A 474-nucleotide genomic window follows, 5' to 3' on the forward strand; every position below is an offset into this window, starting at 1 on the left:
GAACATTTAAACACTTCTACTTAAACCATGTAAAAACAACTTTAAAATATTTATTCCCTAATCTTGTTGGGTACTCAAGGTTTTTCAACTCACCTCTGAAGCATATTTTCCTATGTTTTGCTTGATTCAAGAACACCAAGGTGTCTGTGAAGGACTCTACAGTATTAACGGTTTGCCACGTCAAACGTGCCTCTTCCCATCGTGTCTTTAAAGAGCCACGCTAAATGGGGAAAAACAACCATCGTTTGGTTCTTTGGGTTTAAGCTCCATCTTGTGATTAATCATCGTGCAGAGATTGTAGCATTTAAGTTGACAACAGGCAATATGGATGATCGCAAACCCGTTCCAGAAATGATAGAAGGGATGAAAGGAAAAGCATTCGTAGATAGAGGTTATATTTCAGAAAAACTGACTAATACTTTAATGCAAAAGGGAATTCATCTTTTCACAAAAGTAAAGAAGAAGATGAAAAAT

Annotated in this window: 2 protein-coding genes; both read left to right on the forward strand. The window is 36.3% G+C overall.

Annotated elements, in window-relative coordinates; translation table 11 throughout:
• Positions 1-140: 140 nt before the first annotated feature.
• A complete protein-coding gene (locus TY19_RS25920; protein WP_445082235.1) occupies positions 141-224 on the forward strand; it encodes a hypothetical protein in 84 nt (27 codons plus the stop codon).
• On the forward strand, positions 187-474 hold a 288-nt coding region (locus tag TY19_RS11430), incomplete at its 3' end, for a transposase (RefSeq protein ID WP_148300598.1). The genes TY19_RS25920 and TY19_RS11430, both read left to right, overlap by 38 nt.

Source organism: Candidatus Protochlamydia sp. R18, assembly GCF_000648255.1.
Taxonomy (GTDB): domain Bacteria; phylum Chlamydiota; class Chlamydiia; order Chlamydiales; family Parachlamydiaceae; genus Protochlamydia; species Protochlamydia amoebophila.